Below are 14,235 nucleotides of genomic sequence, written 5' to 3'. Positions count from 1 at the left end.
GGAGGTGCCGCCGCCCGCCCGGTCGGCGCCACCTCCAGCGACCAGGTCGTCGAACTCACCGGGGAACTCGGCGAAGGCCGCACCTGGCGCGTCCCCGAGGGCGACTGGCTGATCGACGTGTTCGGCGGCACCCCGCTGGTCGACGACTCCCAGGGCTACAGCCGCAGCTACGTCGACCTCCTCGACGACGAGCCGGTGGAGCTGTTCCTCGACATCGTGCCCGGCGAGTACCACCGCAGGTTCGCCCGCTACTTCGGCAACGTCATCCCCGGCTTCTGGGACGACGAGCCGTTCTTCGCCTCCGCCGAGGCGCACTTCAAGCGCCTCCCGTGGTCGCCCACCCTTGCCGCGGCCCTGCGGAAGACCGGCACCGAGCCCGGCACCGCCTACGCGACGGCCTTCGACGACCTCGGCCGTACCGGCCGCATCACCCGGGGCCGCTACTGGCAGGCCGTCTCGGACCGCTTCGCCGGCTACTTCCGCAAGCAGTCCCAGTGGTACGCCGAGCGCGGCGTCGCACTCATCACCAACCCGCTGTACGACGAGACCTCGCCCTCCAAGCGGATCGTCTCCACCGGCGACCTGCACAAGGTCCACCAGTGGGCGCAGGTGCCCGGCGGCGACATCATCACCGCCGAGTACGTGGCGGGACAGCCCACCATGATCCCCCGCAACCCGGTCAGCGTCGCCCACCAGATGGGCCGCGACCGGGCCCTGCTGGAGTGCTTCGGCAACATGGGCTGGCAGGTCGCGCCCGACTTCGTGCGGGCCCTGGTCGGCGCGAACGCCGCCCGCGGCGTCAACCTCACCGTGCTGCACGCCCTGTGGACCGACGAGCAACGCGTCTTCTTCCCGCCGCCGTTCGGGCCGCGCGCACCCTGGTGGTGGGCGATGGAGCCGATCGCCGACTGGATCGGCCGCGTCATGGAGGTCGCCCGCGGCACCTCCGGCGCCCGCACCGCCCTGATCCAGCCGCAACGCGCCGCCGAGCAGTGGCGCGGCACCACCCGCCAGGGCGAAGTCGACGGCGCCTTCACCGACGCCGCGTACGCACTGGAGAGCGCCCAGGTCGACTTCGACCTCGTCCACGAGGGCGCCCTCTCCGGCGACCCGGAGCTGCTCGCCCACGCCCGCGTCCACCAGGGACGACTCGTCGTCGGCGAGGCCGGCTACGACCTGGCTGTCCTCCCCGTCACCCCGACCCTCGACGCCGCCGCCGTCACCCGCCTCGAAGCCTTCGTCCGGCAGGGCGGCACCGTCGTCGCCGTCGGCGCCCTGCCCCAGGAGGACGCCGGCGGGCGCGACCGCACCCTGGAGCGCGCGCTGAACGGCCTCTTCGGCGACACCGTCCCCGCCGGCCGGCGCGTCGGCGCGGGAACCGCCGTCCGCGTCGCGGACACCGCCGCCCTCGGGGACGCCGCACGGGAGGCGGGAGTCGCCGCGGCCGTCCTCGAACCGCAGGCACCGGCCGTACGCGTGCTGCGCACCACCCGCGGCAAGGACGTCGCCTTCCTCCTCAACAACGAGAGCGCCGCGCAGGTCGACACCGTCGCCGTGCTCCCCGCCACCGGCGCCCCCGAACTCTGGGACCCCGTCACCGGCACCGTGCGTCCCGCGCCCGTCCACCGGGAGCAGAAGCACGGCGGCATCCGCCTGCCGCTGCGGCTCGCCCCGTACGAGACCCTCGCCGTCGTCGTGCGCGCCGGCGCGAAGGAAGCCCCGCACCTCACCGACAGCACCCTGCCCGCCGCGTCCATCACCTCCGTCAAGGCCGCCGGCCAGACCCTGCGCGTCACCGCCGTCGTCGACGCGCCCGGCGACCACGTCCTCACCGGCAGCGACGGCGGCCGCACCTACCGGGGCACGGTACGCGTCACCGACCCGCTCGCCCCGCTCCCCGTGGACGGCGACTGGACGCTCACCCTGCAGCGCGCCGGAGCCACGCCGGTCACCGGCCCGCTCGGCAGCTGGACGACCGTGGAACCGCTGTTCTCCGGCAGCGGCACCTACACCACCGAACTCGTCCTCGACGCCGGGACCCTCGACGGCCGGGGCTTCCGCCTCGACCTCGGCCAGGTCAGGGAGGTCGCCTCGGTCACCGTCAACGGCACCGAACTGCCCCCGCTGCCGTGGGCCCCGTACACCACCGACGTGACGCAGCTGCTGCGCGCGGGCCGGAACACCCTCACGGTGCGGGTGTCCAACACCCTGTCGAACGAGCGCAACAAGCCCCTGCCGTCCGGACTCCTCGGCCCGGTGGCCCTGCGGCCGTACCGCGAGGTCACCACCACCCTGCGCCGGATCTGACGTGCCGTCCCCCAAAGCGACGAACCCGCAGCCCCCGCCCACCGCACCGCCGTCAAGGAGCACCCGCATGCCCCGACCCCCGCGCGCAGGCACCCGGCGTACCCCGGCCCTCGCCGTCGCGACCGGTCTCACCGCGCTCGTCACGATCCTGCCCACCGCCGTCACCGCGGAGGCCGGCGCCCCCGCGTCGCTGACGGCGACCACCCTGCGCACCCAGAAGCTCACCCAGGCCCTCGGCATCGACGACACCACCCCCGAACTGAGCTGGGCCCTCACCGGCCGCTCCCCGCGGCTCGTCCAGACCGCCTACCGGGTCCAGGCCGCCACCTCGCCCACCCGGCTCCGGCAGGGCCGCCCCGACCTGTGGGACTCCGGCAAGGTCGCCTCCGCCGTCCCGCAGACCGTCTACGCCGGCAAGCAGCTCGGCTCCCGCACCCGGGTCTACTGGCGCGTCATGCTCTGGTCCGCCGCGGGCTCCCACGGCGCGGACCACGCCGCCGACTGGAGCACGCCCGCGTCCTTCGAGACGGGCCTGACCAAGAGCAGCGACTGGCAGGCCGACTGGATCACCAACGCCGACTGGCAGCTCGGCAAGCGCGAGGTCACCCCCGTGGTCGTCAAGCTGCCTCGCACCACCGCCCGTTACCTCCGCCTCGACGTCACCCGCCTCGGCCTGCCCCTGCAGGAGGACTTCCCGGGCCGCACCTGGCGCCTGCAGCTCGGCGAGATCGACGTCCGCGACTCCGCCGCCGGCACCACGGGTCTCGCCAAGGGCGCCGCCGTCACCGCCTCCGAGTCCAACACCCTCCGCAAGACCTGGGAACCGGCCCTCGCCGTGGACGGCCTGCCCAACAGCGGCCTCCAGACCGCCGCCGGCTACTCCAGCGCGGCGCACACCGGACCCGACGTCTCCCAGCAGCCCGTCACGCTCACCCTCGACCTGAAGTCCGCGAAGACCTTCGACGAGGTCGCCCTCTACCCCCGTGCCGACGTCGTGACCGACGACGGCCGCGTCCCCGGCTTCCCCACCGACTACACCCTCGCCACCGGCGACACCCCCACCGGGCCCTTCACCCAGGCCGCGGCCGTCACCGGCCAGCAGCCGCCGAAGCCCTGGCTGCCGTCCGGACTGCCGCTGTTCACCAAGGACTTCGCCCTCCCGAAGCACGTGCGCAGCGCCCGCCTGTACGTCTCGGGCCTCGGCATCTACGACGCCACCATCAACGGCAGGCAGGTCGGCGACGCCGTCCTCGAACCCGCCAACACCACCTTCACCAAGCGCGTCCAGTACGCCACCTACGACGTCACCGACCTGCTGCGCACCGGCGGCAACACCGTCGGCGTCTCCCTCGGCAACGGCATCTCCAACGTCGTCAGCACCGCGGACCGCTACCGCAAGCTCTACGGCAACATCAGCGACCCCAAGCTGATCGCCCAGCTGGAGGTCACCCTCGCCGACGGCACCGTCCGCCGCATCAGCAGCGGCGACGACTGGCGCACCACGCTCGGCCCCACCACCTCCTCCAACTGGTACGGCGGCGAGGACTACGACGCACGCCGCGCGCTCCCGCACTGGGACGAACCCCGCGGCAGCCGCGCCGGCTGGGACGAGGCCGTGACCGTCGCCGGTCCCGGCTCCGCGGACGCGCCCGCCCTGCTCAGCGCCCGCGAGACCGAGCCGATCCGGGTCGTCGAGACCCTCACCGGCAAGGAGGTGCCCGGCGCCGAGGGCAGCCGGGTCTTCGACCTGGGCCGTAACATCGCCGGCTGGCCCGAGATCACGGTGCGGGCACCCGCCGGCACCACCGTCCGCATCGTGCCCGCCGAGAGCCTCAAGGACGGTCACGCCTTCCAGTCCATCAGCAACGTCGGCGGGCCCCTATGGGACAGCTACACCACCAGCGGCTCCGGCGCCGAGACCTGGCACCCCGAGTACGGCTACCACGGCTTCCGCTACCTGGAGCTGAAGGGACTGCCCGCCGGGGCCACGGTGACCGTCCGCGGCAAGGTGCTGCACACCGACAACACTTCGGCCGGTGACTTCACCAGCTCCAACGACCTGGTCAACGGCATCCACTCCATCATCCGCCGCTCCATCGAGGGCAACATGATGAGCGTCCTCACCGACTGCCCGAGCCGTGAGAAGCTCGGCTGGCTGGAGCAGGACCAGCTCGTCTTCCCCACCCTCGCCGCGAACTACGACATGGAGTCCCAGCTCCGCAAGATCGTCCGTGACATGGCCGACGGCCAGACCCCCGAGGGCCTGATCACCTCCACCACCCCGGAGTACACGGCCCTGCCCGGCGGCTACCGCAACGACTCCAACTGGGGTGGTGCCTTCGTCCTCGTGCCGTGGCAGCTCTACACCACCTACGGCGACCAGGAGACCCTCGCCACGTACTACCCGCAGATGCGGAAGTACGTGACCTTCCTGGAGGAGAAGGTCTCCGGCGGCATCCTCGACTACGGCCTCGGCGACTGGTTCACCCCGGACACCACCTTCCCCCGCGCGGTGGCCGGCACCTACGGCTACTGGCGCGTCGTCGACGCCATGAGCCGCATCGCCGCGCTCGTCGGCGACCAGGACGCCGCCGCCGGATACCGGGCCAAGGCCGACGCCAGCGCCAAGGCCCTCGCGGACAAGTACTACGACCCCGCGAAGGGCACCTTCGGCGGCGGCGGACACGGCGCGGAGGCGCTCGCCCTCGACATGGGAGCCGTCCCGGCCGACCAGCGCGACCGGCTGCTCGGCCACTTCGTCGCGAGCGTCGAGGCGGCGGACTTCCACCTGAACCTGGGGGAGATCTCGCTGCCCGCCGCCTTCCGGGTGCTCTCGGAGTCCGGGCACGACGACGTCGTCGGCCGGATCGCCACCCAGACCACCAGCCCCAGCTACGGCTACCAGGTGCTGCACGGCAACACCACGCTCGGCGAGAGCTGGGACGGCGGCTCCGGCCAGTCCCAGAACCACTTCATGCTGGGCGCCATCGACGCCTGGTTCACCGCCCGCCTCGCCGGCATCCAGCAGGCACCCGGCTCCATCGGCTACCGCGAACTGCTCGTCGACCCGGCCCTCGTCGCCGGCCTCACCTCCGCCTCCGGCTCGTACCGCACCCCGTACGGCACCGCCGGCACCTCCTGGCGCCTGGACGGGGACGCGTACCGGCTGCGGCTCACCGTGCCCGCGGGCACCACGGCCGAGGTGCACGTGCCGGTGACCTCCGGTGAGGTGGCCGCGCCCAAGGGCGCCCGCTTCGTCCGCTCCGCCGACGGGGAGCGGATCTACGAAGTCGGTTCCGGCGACTGGACGTTCACCTCGACCTACCGCGCCGGCGCCTGACCCCGGCCGGTACGACGCGCCCCGGCCGGCCGCACCTCCCCGTGCGGCCGGCCGGGGCGGCGGCGTTCAGCAGGGGTCCTCGACGTCCCCGAGCCGGTGGGCCGGTCGGCGAGGCCTATGCCCTCGCGGGCCGGGGCAGCAGCGACGCCGGGAGCAGGCCGAGCGCGGCGAGCCCGGCGAGGAGGACGAGGGTGGTGCCCATCGTCGCGCCCGGTGGCCCGGCCGTGCCCGTGGTGCCGGCCGCGACCGCGATGCCGAGGGCCGGGCCGACGTTCATCGCCGTCTGCTTCAGGCCACCGACGACCCCGGCGTACCCGGGCGGCGCGTCGCCGACGACGGAGGCGGTGGCGGTCACCATGACGGTGGCGAAGCCCGCACCGAGCAGGGCGAACGCGGCGGCCATGGCGGCCCACGCGCTGCCCGCCCCGGACCGCGAGAGCAGCGTGATGCCCAGGACGACCAGGAGCGTGCCGCACAGGGCGGTACGGCGCGGGCCGTAGCGGCGCAGCGCGGCACTCGCGACGGGTGCGCCGAGCACCATGAGCGCCGTCAGCGGGAGCACCCTCAGGCCGGTGGCCAGCGGGTCGAGACGCAGCACGTCCTGCAGGTGGAACGTGGCCCGGAACAATGTGCCGAACAGCCCCGCGGTCGTCACCAGCAGGATGGCGACGGACGCCGTCACGGGTACCGAACGGGCCACCGCGCGGGGCACGTTGGGATGTTTCGCATGCCGCTCGTACGCGACGAGCAGCGCGAGGGCGCCCGCCACGGCGAGGAGCTCGAGCACCGTACCGGTACCCGTCCACCCGCGCTCGGGTATGCCCGCCAGCGCGTGGACGAGGGCCGCGAGCGCCAGCGCGAGCAGGGCCGCCCCGGCCGTGCCGACCCTCCCTCCGCCGTCGTCCGGCCGCTGCGGCACGGGCACCCGGACGGCGAGCGTGAGCACGGCGATCGCGAGCGCGAGGGGGACGTTGATCCAGAACACCGCGCGCCATCCCAGGTGCGCCACGACGAGCCCGCCGAGGACGGGACCGGCCCCCGCGGCCACCGCGAGCGCGCTGGTCCGGACGGCGATCGGCCGTCCCAGCCGGTCCTCGGGGTAGGCCAGCCGCAGCAGCGCCAGCGTCGCGGGTTGCAGGAGCGCGCCGAACACGCCCTGGGCCACGCGCAGGGCGATGACCCACCCGACGCCGCCCGCGACGGCGATCCCGGCCGACGCCGCCCCGAAACCCAGCACCCCCGCGCAGAGCAGGCGCCGGTGCCCGTAGCGGTCCCCGAGCCGGCCCGCGAGCACGAGCAGTGACGCCACCGCCACCAGGTAGCCCGTGCTGGTCCACTGGACCTCGGCGACGCTCGCACCGAGATCCCGCTGCAGGCTGGGCTGCGCCACCAGCAGGACGCCACCGTCGAGGGCGACGATCGCGGCCCCTGCGACGCTCGCCGCCAGCGCGAGCCGCTGCCGCGCGGGGGAGATCACGCGGGCACCGGCCCGAGGTGGGCGTCGAGGACGGCCGTGAGGAGTTGCTCCTGGCGCAGCGACTCCTCGCCCGGGTCGTCGGCGCCCAGGACGACCTGGAGGCTGCCCCAGGTCCACAACTGGACGAGCCCGTGCAGGTTCGACCAGAGGGCGGCGGCCGTCACCGGGGCGGGCGGCACGGTGGCCACCACGGCGGCGTCCTGCTCGGCCCGGCACCTGGTGACAAGCTCGACGAGGGCCCCGAAGAGGGGCAGTGACGTCTCCCGCAGCCGCGGACCGCCGTCCCCCTGTGGCGCGCCGTCCAGCAGGTCGTGGCGGAACATCAGCTCGAACATGCCGCGGTGGTCCAGCGCGTACCCGACGTACGCCCGTGCGGCGGCCGCCAGTTGGGCACGCGGTGCTGCCGCGTCCGCGGTGGCGGTCGCGGTCGCGAAGCGCGCGTGCAGGTCCTCGAAACCGCGCCGGGCGATCGCCGACAGCAGGGAATCGTGCGTGGGGAAGTGGCGCCGCGGCGCGCCGTGCGACACCCCCGCCCGCCGTGCGATCTCGCGCAGCCCCACCGACGCGGTGCCCCCGGCCAGCACGAGGTCCACGCCGGCATCGACAAGTCGCTCCCGCAGGGAGCCGCCATCGGTCATGGGGAGTGTCTACCAGCATCCGTAGACACTGTCTACGGCAATGACCGCGAGCCGTGCCGACGCCGGGCCCCTTTCGCGGTCTTGTCGGTGGCGGCGGGCAGACTGTGATGCATGACCTCGGCGACCGCACATGACCATGCCTGGATACGTTCCTCTCCGTTGTTCGGCTACGCGCTGGAGTGTGGGTACACCCTGACCCTGGCGCGGGGTGTCACCCCGGGGGAGGTGCTGCGAGTGATGGGGGCGGAGCCCCAGGGCACATGTACGGGAGCCGACGCGCTGATCGAGCGGCAGGACGAACTGCGCGACCCGATGGACTACTGGGACGACTCCTTCGTCGCGGGCGCGTTCACCGTCCCGGGTGAAGGCGGCGACTGGACGCTCGTCCTGCACGTCGGAGAGGGGGGCACGGGGATGCAGCCGCGTTTCCTGGAGGCCCTGTCGGCGGGCGGGCGCGCCGTGGTGCACTCCAGCAACGGAGGCAAGCCCATGGACTTCTTCCACTGGTATGAGGACGGGGAACTCCGGACCACGTTCGAGCGGCCCACAGTCAGGGCAGGCAGCACCCCCGATGCCCTCAACTCGTCGATCCTCGAGGTCGGATGGGCACTGTCGGACGACGAATACGGGACAGGCGGGGGCGTCGACACCAAGGCCGCGGCCTTCGCCCTCGCCGAGCGGCTGACCGGGGTCCGGGTGACGGAGGAACTGCTCCGGGAGGCCGAATACCAGCTCGGGCATGTACCCGAGGAGCCCGCCGAGGAGTGGACCGGCATCGTCATCGACATCACCGACGCCCATGGGGAACGCTTTTACATGGAAGTCACCCGTGACGAGGTCGAGAGCGCCACGGCTCGCGCCCGCGCCGAGGCCGCAGCACCGATGGTCATCCGCGGGCCTTCGTCACCCGCTCCGTGACCCGCAGCGCGACGTGCCTGGGCCCGTGAGCTCGGGCTGGGTGACGAGCTGTCGATCCGACGCGATCGCCGCGTGATCGCTACCGACCGCTCTCCGCCCCCTCCCGTGCGCCGCGGAACTCGGCGCGAACGGCGTCCGTGTGCTCGCCCAGCGCCGGCACCGGACCCATCAGGGCCTCGCGGCCGCGTACCGTCACCGGCGGCAGCAGCCCGCGCAGCGGGCCGGACGGCGTGCCGAACTCCCGCCAGCGGTCGCGGGCCTCGAGCTGCGGATGGGCCGCGAACTCCGCGACCGACCGCAGCCGGGCGTTCGCGATCCCGGCGCCGTCCAGGCGCTCCAGGACCTCGTCGGCGGTGAAGGCGGCGAAGTGCTCCTCGAGGATCGCGGTGAGCCCGTCGTCGTGGGCGTGGCGCAGCGGATTGTCCGCGAACCGCGGATCACGGACCAGCCCGGGCCGCTCCAGCACCTTCTCGCACAGGGCGACCCAGTCGCGGTCGCTCTGCACGCTGACGAAGACCTCCCCGCCGTCGCCCACCCGGTAGTGGCCGTACGGCGAGATCGACGGGTGCCGGGCGCCGCTGCGGGTCAGCGGCGCGCTCCCGTACAGGCCGTGGAAGAGGGGCTGCCCCAGCCACTCGCCGAGCGCGTCGAGCATCGCCACGTCGAAGGCGCTGCCCTCGCCGGTGCGTTCACGCTCGTACAGCGCGGTGAGGACGCCGGTGTACGCGTACATCCCGGCCGCGATGTCGGCGATGGAGATCCCCGCCCGCGCGGGGCTGTCCGGCGTGCCCGTGAGTGACACCAGCCCCGACTCGCACTGCACCAGCAGGTCGAACGCCTTCTTCGCCGCGTAGGGCCCGTCGTCGCCGTAGCCCGAGACACCGCACCAGATCAGCCGCGGATGCCGCGCGCGCAGCACCTCCGCGCCCAGGCCGAGCCGTTGGGCGGCACCGGGGGCGAGGTTCTGCACGAAGACGTCCGCCTCCGCCAGGATCCGGTCGAGCAGCGCGCGGTCGCCCTCCTCCTTGAGGTCCAGGATCACGCTCTCCTTGCCGCGGTTGCACCAGACGAAGTACGCGGACTCACCCTTGGCGGCCTTGTCGTACTCCCGCGCGAAGTCGCCGCCCGGCCGCTCGACCTTGATCACCCGTGCGCCGAGGTCCGCCAGCTGACGGGTCGCGAACGGCGCGGCGACGGCCTGCTCCAGGGAGACGACGGTGACGCCGTCCAGTGGCTGCCGCTGTGCCCGGTGCTGTGCCCGGTGCTGTGACGGTTGCTGTGACGGCTGCTGTGACTGCTGCAAGGCTCGCGCTCCTGGTCTGTGCGGTAGGGAACGGTCACATGGTCACGGTCGTGCCCAGTCCCTCCGCACGCGCGACGGCGTGGACGACATGGGCGGCGGCCACGTCCAGCGCCGCGTGCCCCGTGGACTTGAAGACGGTCAGCCCGCCGGCCTCGCCGCGTCCGGGGTGGTCACCGGCGAGCACGGAGCCGAGCAGGACGACCTCGCGGCCGGGGGAGAGACCCTGCAGTTCGTGGGCCCCGGCCGGGGGAAGGGAGCCGGCGGCGCCGGGCCACTCGGCGAACAGCGCGGCGTCCCGAACGGTCTCCGCGTCGAGTTCGGGGCCGTGGGAACCGCCGACCGAGCTCACGTGCGTGCCCGGGGCGAGCCACGAGCGGCGTACGACCGGACGCGTCGCCCCGGTGCAGCAGAAGACGACGTCGGCCCCGCGCACCGCCTCCTCGATGCCCTCCGCCACGCGCGCCCCGGGATGGCGGGCCGCGGCCTCACGGGCGCCCCGGGGATCACGGCCGGCGACCACGACCTCCGCGGCCGGGTGGAGTTCCGCCAGCAGGTCGATCTGGGCGCGGGCCTGGGCCCCGGTGCCCACCACCGTGTGACGCAGTGCCCCGGGGCGGGCCAGCGCCCACGCCCCGAGCGTGGCCGCGGCAGCGGTGCGCACCGCCGTCAGCGACTCGGCGTCCATCAGGGCCAGCGGGCGCCCGTCGTGCTCGTCGAACAACGCGACCATGCCCCGGTGCGCACTGCGCCCGGGCAGCGCCGGATCGCCGAACACCGACACCAGCTTCGCCGCCAGGCCCAGCCCCGGCACATGGCCCGGCATCGCGCCCAGCAACCCGGCCGGGGTGCGCGCCGCGATCCGCGGCGGCGCCGACACCTCGCCGCGGCTGATCGCGACGAGGGCCGTGGCCACGGCGTCGACGACGCGGCGCGTGTCGAGCGCGGCCCGGGTCTGCGCCCGGTCCAGGACGAGGAGACCGCTCATGCCGTGTCTCCGTGAGGATCGGTCAGAATGCGCCGGAGCCCGTCGGTGGCGTCACGCAGCGCCCGCTCCAGGGCGGGCAGCCGGGCCTGACCGAACTCCGCGTCCGGCCCGACGACGGTGAGCGCGCAGACGGGGGCGCCCGGGCCCGGCGTCACGGCGCGGCTGATCGAGGCGACCAGCTTCTCGTTGCGTCCGCGCTCCACGGCCACCCCCGTCCGCTCCGTACGCGCGATGTCGGCCAGCAGCCCGTCGTCCCCGTCGAGCGGGTGCCCTTCGGCCTCGGCGGGACGCAAGTAGGGCGCGCGGGCCGCCGGGTCGAGTGCCGCGACCAGCGCCAGCGGCCCGGCGAACCGGTGCACCGGCAGCGCCTCGCCCAGCAAGTGGCTGATCATGGCCAGGCGTTCCGGGCGGACGACGTCGATCACCCGGGCCCGGTCGGCCTCCAGCACCTGCAGGTTGACCATCATCCTCGTGACGTCGGACAGCTCCTGCAACACCGGGCGGGCCAGGGCGTTCAGCGAGTTCCCTGCCGCGGCCGCCGACATCCGCAGCACCGCGGTGCCGGGCAGATAACGGTCACCCGCCCGCAGCACCCAGCCCCTGCGCACCAGGTCCAGCAGGATCCGGTAGGCCGTCGCGCGGTGCAGGCCGACCTCGCCGGCCAGATCCGTCAGGCGGACGGGACGCGGCGCACGGGTGACGGCCTCGACGAGGTCGAGCGCCTTGTCCACCGCGGTACGCGGGGCCTCGGGCATCGCGGCCACTCCTTCTCGTTCTCCGGCGGCTGCAGTACAGTACCGAGCGTTTCCCCAGACGATACAGATGTTACGCAGGATGCAACAGTCGAGGTGAGCATGGCCGACCAGTCCCAGGGCGCCCCCACCCCCTACGCAGCGCCCGCCGCGGGCACGACCGCGGTCTACCGCGGCGCGACCCTCTTCGACGGCACCGGCCGCCCGCTCCGGCCCGCGACCACGATCGTCACCGACGGGCAGACGGTCACCGCGGTCGCGCCCGACGCCGACCTCGCCTCCCGGCTCCCCGACGGCGCCCGGGTGTTCGACCTCGACGGACGCTTCGTCATCCCCGGGCTGATCGACACCCACCAGCACCTCGCCACCCCGCCCGACCGTCCCGCGGCCGAGGCGGCGTTGCGCCGTCACGTCTACAGCGGCATCACCGCCGTCCGGGACATGGCCGACGACCTGCGGCAGATCGGCGACCTCGCCCGTGCCACCCTCGTCGGCGAGATCCCCGGCCCCGACATCCGCTACGCCGCCCTGATGGCGGGCCCCGGGTTCTTCGACGACCCGCGCACCCACCAGGTCTCCCAGGGCGCCGTGCCCGGCGAAGTGCCCTGGATGCAGGCCGTCACCGCCGCCACCGACCTGCCCCTCGCGGTCGCCATGGCCCGTGGTACGTACGCCGCGGCCATCAAGGTCTACGCGGACCTCGACGCGGACCTGGTCGCCGCCGTCACCGCCGAGGCCCACCGCCAGGGCATCCCCGTCTGGGCGCACGCCACCGTCTTCCCCGCGACGCCCGGCCAGGTCGTCGCCGCCGGTGTCGACACCGTCTCCCACGTCACCCTGCTCGCCTTCGAGGGCACCCCCGACGGGCTCACCAGCTACAAGAGCAAACCCCCCGTCGACCACGCACGGTTCGCCGCAGGGGACGACCCGCACCTGGACCGGCTCTTCGCCCTCATGCGCCGGCGCGGCACCGTCCTGGACGCCACCGCCTGCATGTGGGAGAGCGAGGAACTGGCCGGCGAGGGACCCGAGGACACCGCCCGGGCCCGTGCGAACACCGCGCTCGCCGCCGCCGTCACCGCCCAGGCCCACCGGGCGGGCGTGGCCATCTCCACCGGCACCGACCACGAGACCGCCCCCGGGGCCGCCTTCCCCGCCCTCCACGACGAACTGGCCTTCCTCGTCGAACGCTGCGGCATCCCCACCGCGGACGTCCTGCGCTCGGCCACGCTCATCGGCGCCCGTGCCGCCGGCACCGAGGACTCCATGGGCAGCGTCGAGCCCGGCAAGCTGGCCAACTTCGTCGTCCTGGACGAGGATCCCTTGCGCGACATCGCCAACCTGCGCAGCGTCACCCTGACCGTCAAGCGCGGACACCGCTTCGACCGCGCCGAGTTCGAGGAGCGCCGGTGAACCCCACCCCCGTGATCGTCAACGCGCTGGGGCAGCTCGACAACCCCAACGCCCCCGCGTCCGCCGAGGCCGCGGCCCACCTCAACCCCTCCAGCGACCAGCTCACCATCGACGCCCGCGCCCTCGCCGACGCCCACGCCTCCGGCCTCACCGCCGTCAACATCACCCTCGGCTACACGATGGGCGACCTGCCCCCGTACGAGCACACCCTGCGCGAGATCGACGTCTGGGACGCCATCATCGGCGACCACCCGGCCGACCTCACCAAGGTCCGCACCGTCGCCGACGTCCACCGCGCCCACGCCGACGGCAGGATCGGCGTCATCTACGGCTTCCAGAACGCCGTGGCCGTCGGCGAGGACCCCGGACGCGTCGCCACCTTCGCCGAGGCGGGCGTCCGCGTCATCCAGCTGACGTACAACCAGGCCAACCACATCGGCGACGGATCGATGGCCCCCGCCAACCGAGGGCTGACCCCCTTCGGCCACGAGGTCGTCGAGGCGCTCAACGACCAGCACGTGATGGTCGACCTCTCCCACAGCGGCGAACGCACCTGCCTGGAGGCCGCCAAGACCTCCCGGCAGCCCGTCTCCGTCAACCACACCGGCTGCCGCGCCCTCACCGACCTGCCACGCAACAAGACCGACGAGGAACTCCGCCTCGTCGCCTCCCGCGGCGGCTTCGTGGGCATCTACTTCATGCCCTTCCTCAACCCGTCCGGCCACGCCCGCGCCGCCGACGTCGTGGAGCACATCGACCACGCGGTCAACGTCTGCGGCGAGGACCACGTCGGCATCGGCACGGACGGCACCATCACCCCCGTCGACGACCTCGACGCCTACCGCACCGCCCTCGCCGAGCACGTCGGCCGGCGCCGCGAGGCGGGCGTCGGCGCCGCGGGCGAGCGCGCCGACACCTACCCCTTCGTCGTCGACCTCCGTGGCGTCGACCAGTTCCGGGAACTCGTCCGCCTCCTGGAACGCCGCGGCTACCGCTCCGAGCGCATCGAGAAGATCCTCGGCCGCAACTTCCTGGACTACGCGTCCCGCGTCTGGGCGTAGCCGGCCCTGGCCCCGGCACACCCCTCCCACCCCCCGGAGAG

General features: G+C 73.8%; 10 protein-coding genes. 5 read left to right on the top strand and 5 right to left on the bottom strand.

Features of this window, described 5'->3' with window-relative positions; translation table 11 throughout:
• The coding region (locus tag PV350_RS36935) for a glycosylhydrolase-like jelly roll fold domain-containing protein (RefSeq protein ID WP_500337857.1) at positions 1-2,307 on the top strand (2,307 nt) is incomplete at its 5' end.
• A gap of 67 nt (positions 2,308-2,374) precedes the next feature.
• On the top strand, positions 2,375-5,647 hold the full coding sequence (locus tag PV350_RS36930) for a family 78 glycoside hydrolase catalytic domain (protein ID WP_500337855.1): 3,273 nt from the start codon (positions 2,375-2,377) through the stop codon (positions 5,645-5,647).
• Between the two features lie 115 nt (positions 5,648-5,762).
• Here the strand turns inward: PV350_RS36930 and PV350_RS36925 are convergent, their stop codons facing one another.
• Positions 5,763-7,124, bottom strand: a complete 1,362-nt coding sequence (locus PV350_RS36925; protein ID WP_500337854.1) for an MFS transporter — start codon at positions 7,122-7,124, stop codon at positions 5,763-5,765.
• Positions 7,121-7,762, bottom strand: a complete 642-nt coding sequence (locus tag PV350_RS36920; protein WP_499509182.1) for a TetR/AcrR family transcriptional regulator — start codon at positions 7,760-7,762, stop codon at positions 7,121-7,123. The genes PV350_RS36925 and PV350_RS36920 overlap by 4 nt, the downstream gene beginning before the upstream one ends.
• Positions 7,763-7,873: 111 nt before the next feature.
• On the opposite strand from PV350_RS36920, the gene PV350_RS36915 reads away from it, so the two are divergent.
• Complete coding sequence (locus PV350_RS36915) at positions 7,874-8,680, top strand: DUF6461 domain-containing protein (RefSeq protein ID WP_499509181.1); 807 nt, start codon at positions 7,874-7,876, stop codon at positions 8,678-8,680.
• Between the two features lie 79 nt (positions 8,681-8,759).
• Here the strand turns inward: PV350_RS36915 and PV350_RS36910 are convergent, their stop codons facing one another.
• The 3 genes from PV350_RS36910 to PV350_RS36900 form a co-directional block, all read right to left on the bottom strand.
• Complete coding sequence (locus PV350_RS36910) at positions 8,760-9,911, bottom strand: CaiB/BaiF CoA transferase family protein (protein WP_500337858.1); 1,152 nt, start codon at positions 9,909-9,911, stop codon at positions 8,760-8,762.
• A 106-nt stretch (positions 9,912-10,017) separates the two neighbouring features.
• Positions 10,018-10,968 carry an ornithine cyclodeaminase family protein gene (locus PV350_RS36905; RefSeq protein WP_500337852.1) on the bottom strand — a complete coding sequence of 317 codons (951 nt, stop codon included), beginning with the start codon at positions 10,966-10,968 and terminating at the stop codon, positions 10,018-10,020.
• Positions 10,965-11,723 (bottom strand): IclR family transcriptional regulator, encoded by a 759-nt coding sequence (locus PV350_RS36900; protein WP_500337851.1) that lies wholly within the window; start codon positions 11,721-11,723, stop codon positions 10,965-10,967. Before PV350_RS36900 ends, PV350_RS36905 begins: the two co-directional genes overlap by 4 nt.
• Before the next feature lie 99 nt (positions 11,724-11,822).
• Here PV350_RS36900 and PV350_RS36895 point away from each other — a divergent pair, with 99 nt between their 5' ends.
• Both PV350_RS36895 and PV350_RS36890 read left to right on the top strand, forming a co-directional pair.
• Positions 11,823-13,133 (top strand): amidohydrolase family protein, encoded by a 1,311-nt coding sequence (locus PV350_RS36895; RefSeq protein ID WP_500337850.1) that lies wholly within the window; start codon positions 11,823-11,825, stop codon positions 13,131-13,133.
• Positions 13,130-14,194, top strand: coding sequence for a dipeptidase (locus PV350_RS36890; protein WP_499509177.1), 1,065 nt, complete (start codon positions 13,130-13,132; stop codon positions 14,192-14,194). The genes PV350_RS36895 and PV350_RS36890 overlap by 4 nt, the downstream gene beginning before the upstream one ends.
• Positions 14,195-14,235: the final 41 nt, after the last annotated feature.

Origin of the sequence: Streptomyces sp. PA03-6a (assembly GCF_033792765.1) — a bacterium.
Taxonomy (GTDB): domain Bacteria; phylum Actinomycetota; class Actinomycetes; order Streptomycetales; family Streptomycetaceae; genus Actinacidiphila.
Note: the sequence above shows the minus strand (reverse complement) of the source record. Positions and strands in the feature narration are given on the sequence as shown.